At 51.4% G+C, this 3759-nt stretch carries 2 protein-coding genes; both read right to left on the reverse strand.

What is annotated here, in order from left to right:
- Positions 1-109: 109 nt before the first annotated feature.
- Positions 110-1906, reverse strand: a complete 1797-nt coding sequence (locus ACTHUT_RS15350) for an aminopeptidase P family protein (RefSeq protein ID WP_250600066.1) — start codon at positions 1904-1906, stop codon at positions 110-112.
- A gap of 75 nt (positions 1907-1981) precedes the next feature.
- Positions 1982-3601 carry an ABC transporter substrate-binding protein gene (locus tag ACTHUT_RS15355; protein ID WP_250600064.1) on the reverse strand — a complete coding sequence of 540 codons (1620 nt, stop codon included), beginning with the start codon at positions 3599-3601 and terminating at the stop codon, positions 1982-1984.
- Between the last annotated feature and the right edge of the window lie 158 nt (positions 3602-3759).

A 3759-nucleotide genomic window follows, 5' to 3' on the forward strand; every position in this document is an offset into this window, starting at 1 on the left:
GGGTTATTGTTTTTATTCGGAGTCGGGTAAGGTTTTTTTAGTTTTTAGATAATTGTTGTTATAAGGCCGTCTGAAACTTTGTCTCCGCCGTTTCAGACGGCCTTTCACGTTAACGCGCCAAAGGTTCGGTGCGTTCAATCAGCCATGCTTTGGCCGCGCCTTCTGTCAAAGGCTCAAGACGGCGGCGCACTTCGGCGTGATATTGGTTCAGCCATTCTATTTCGCTGCCGGTCATCAGTTTGGTATCGATCAGGCGCGTATCGATTGGGCAGAGGGTAACGGTTTCAAAATACAGAAATTTGCCGAACTCGGTTTCCTCTGGGTTTTCAACCGGACGGTTGATTACCAGGCTTTCGATACGGATACCCCATTTGCCCGGACGGTAAAGACCCGGCTCGTTGGAAGTCAGCATGCCTGACTTCATCGCGTGATGCGGTTGCGGCACGGCGGCAACGGCAATGCTTTGCGGGCCTTCATGCACATTGAGGAAATAGCCCACGCCATGACCTGTACCGTGACCGTAATCGCATTGCGCCTGCCAGAGCGATTTGCGGCAGATGGCATCAATCATCGGGCCTTTGATGTTTTCAGGGAAAATGGTTTCCGCCAGAGAAATATGCGCTTTCAACACCAAAGTGTAATCGCGCTTCATGGCCGCACTCGGATTGCCGACAGGCACCACGCGCGTGATGTCGGTCGTACCGCCCCAGTATTGGCCGCCGGAGTCAATCAGCAGCATACCGTCGCCTTTGATTTTGCTGTTGTTTTCCGGTGTCGCGCTGTAATGAGGCAATGCGGCATTGGCATTGTAGCCGGCGATGGTGTCGAAACTTGGCGAAATAAAGCCGGGACGTTGGCTGCGGTGTTTATAGAGCATGCCGTCGATGTCCAGTTCGCTCAATTCGCCGCCGTCTGCCAAGATTTGTTCAAACTCGGCAAAAAAGCCGCACAATGCCGCGCCGTCTTCTGCCATGGTATTGCGGATATGGGCGATGTCGGCATCGGATTTGACTGATTTGAAGAATGTGCTTGGGTGGATGGCTTCAATCAAACGGACGTCTTCAGGCAGGCGGCGCAAAGTGCCGACCGCGGTTTTGTTCGGATCAATCAACAATGCGCCCTTAACGCCTGCCAAATAGTCCGCCGCCTGCGCATAAGGCAACACTTCAAAACCTGCCACTTTCAAAGCTTCGGCAGATTCGGCTTTCAGACGGCCTGCATCGGTAAACAATACGGCTTTGTCTTGGCTGATAAACAGATGGGACAAGAACACGGGGTTGAACGGCACATCATCGCCGCGCAGATTGGTAATCCAAGCGATGTCGTCCAAAGAAGAAACCAAATGTGCATCTGCGCCCTGCTCTTTCATGGCCGCACGGATACGGGCCAGTTTTTCGGCCGCAGTTTCGGAAACATAGTCGGGATGGTGAACATAGATTTCCGGAGTCGGCAATGCAGGACGGTCGTCCCACACTTCGTCCAACAAGGTTTCAGGATATTCGAGGCGGATGTTTTTGGCGGCAAGTGCCTGTTTCAAACCGCGCTCGCCGCTGAGTGCGAACATATCGGCAGGCGCGCCGACCACTGCGCCCTCAGGCAGATTGTGTGCCAACCACTCGGTATAAGGCGCATCAACGCCCATTTTTTGCAGCTCGATGCCGTTTGGCGCAAGCTGTTGGCCTGCCTGTTCCCAATAGCGGCTGTCTGTCCACACGCCTGCTTTATCGGCGGTCACCACCAAAGTGCCGGCAGAACCGGTAAAGCCGGAAAAATCGCGGCGTACCTGCCAATGCTCGGGCAGGTATTCGGAAAGGTGCGGATCGGCGGAAGGAATGACAAACGCGTCCACGCCATGTTTTTTCATGGCTTCGCGTAAAGCGGACAAACGTTGTTGTACAGATTTCATGTGTTATATCTCCTATTGTTTCAGACGGCCTCTGTCATCAAGGCCGTCTGAAAACTTGTGCTGTCTATAATCAATCTATTTTTTCGGTGCGAACGACCAGCTCTTGACCGTGTAGTTCCGCAAAGGGTCTTTGTCGGAATAGCCGATAATATCAGGTTTAACCATACGCACTTCAACCTGATGATACAGCGGAATCAGTGCAGCGTCTTCTTGAAGCTGCTTCTCCGCATCGGCATAGAGCTTGCTGCGTGCTTCCTTGCTGACACCATCTTTCAGCGTATTGTTCATAAATGTGTCAAACGCCGCGCTTTTGTAGCGGAATGCATTGTTTGAGTTGTTAGATTTCAAGATATTGAGCATACCCGCCGGATCGTTGAAATCGGAACACCAGCCGCTGAACGAAACCTTGAAATTGCCTTGCGCGCGCGTATCCAAATAAGTTTTCCATTCCTCGTTGGACAAAGTCGGACGGATAAACGGAATGGCGGCTTTCCACACCGACTGCACGGCAGTAATTTGTTTTTTGGACGCTTCGCTGGTGCTGTACAAAATATCGAACTCAAGCGGATGGTCATCGTTGTAGCCTGCTTCGTTCAACAGTTTACGCGCGGTTTCGATGCGTTTTTCAGGCGTCCACTCTTTCCACTCCGGATAAACAGGAATCACGCTCTGCATTTGCGGCGGCGTCAATTGGAACGCAGGCGTATCTCCACGGCCGCCCACTTTGACGACGATGTCGCGGCGCGTCAGCATATTGAGTGCCTTGCGGACGCGCGGATCATTAAACGGCGCTGCTTCGTGGTTCGGCTCCAAATACCAACTACATAAAGAAGTTGTACGTTTCACTTGTCCCGGAAACTCAATATCCGCCACTTTGACCTGATCACTGGGAATGCCGTAAGTCACATCAATTTCATTGGCGCGATAACGGTTGTACTCGCCGCTGCCTGATAAGAAAACCGCCTTCGGAATGGCCACTTTGTCTTTATCGTAATAATTGGGATTGCGTTCCATATTAATGTGGCTGTTGACTTTCCAATCCGTTAAAAGATAAGCGCCACTGGAAACGTAATGACCGGGCTGTGTCCACTTATTGCCATATTTTTCAACAGTGGCGCGGTGAACCGGAAATGTGAATTGCTGAATCAGCATATCGGGGAAATAAGGCACGGGCGCAATCAGCGTAAATTGCAGGGTCTTCGCGTCCAACGCCTTGACGCCCAATGTCTCAGGCTTGGCTTTGCCGTTTAATATATCTTCCGCATTTTCCACTTGTGCATCGACCAAATAGCTGCCGAAAGGTGCGCCGGTGGCCGGATCGGCAAGACGGCGGAAGCTGTACACGAAATCTTCGGCAGTAATCGGATCGCCATTGCTCCATTTAGCATCACGCAGATGGAAGGTCCAAACACGCTCGCCCTCGCTCTCCCATTTTTCCGCCAAAGCAGGAATGGTTTTACCTTCGGCATCCGTACCGACCAAACCATCCATCAACTGACGGATAATCGCACCAGCCGCCATATCGCCGCTCATCTGAGGATCCAGCGTACCCGGCTCGACGCCGTTGCTGACCACCACGCGCTCATAATCGGTACGTTTAAACTCAGGAGCAGGCTTGACATCGCGGCTGCACGCCGACAACGCGAATACGGCAGCCAATGATGCAGCCAACAGCGGATAGGTTTTTCCGGCCATATTTCATTCCTTCTTTTGGGTATTCTTCTTTTTCAGACGGCCTGATTATTCAAACTACACTCGACTACATTTAGTTAGAATTTTTCCAGTGCAGTTAAATCATCTATTTCAAGTCATGAAAATAGTGTTTTAAACCACATATTCCATCAGGATAATAG

The organism is Neisseria sp. P0022.S010, from assembly GCF_051956635.1.

Bases quoted from the DNA above. Each gene is read 5' to 3' on its own strand.
- ACTHUT_RS15350 (WP_250600066.1), bottom strand. From the start codon at position 1,906: ATGAAATCTGTACAACAACGTTTGTCCGCTTTACGCGAAGCCATGAAA.
- ACTHUT_RS15355 (WP_250600064.1), bottom strand. From the start codon at position 3,601: ATGGCCGGAAAAACCTATCCGCTGTTGGCTGCATCATTGGCTGCCGTA.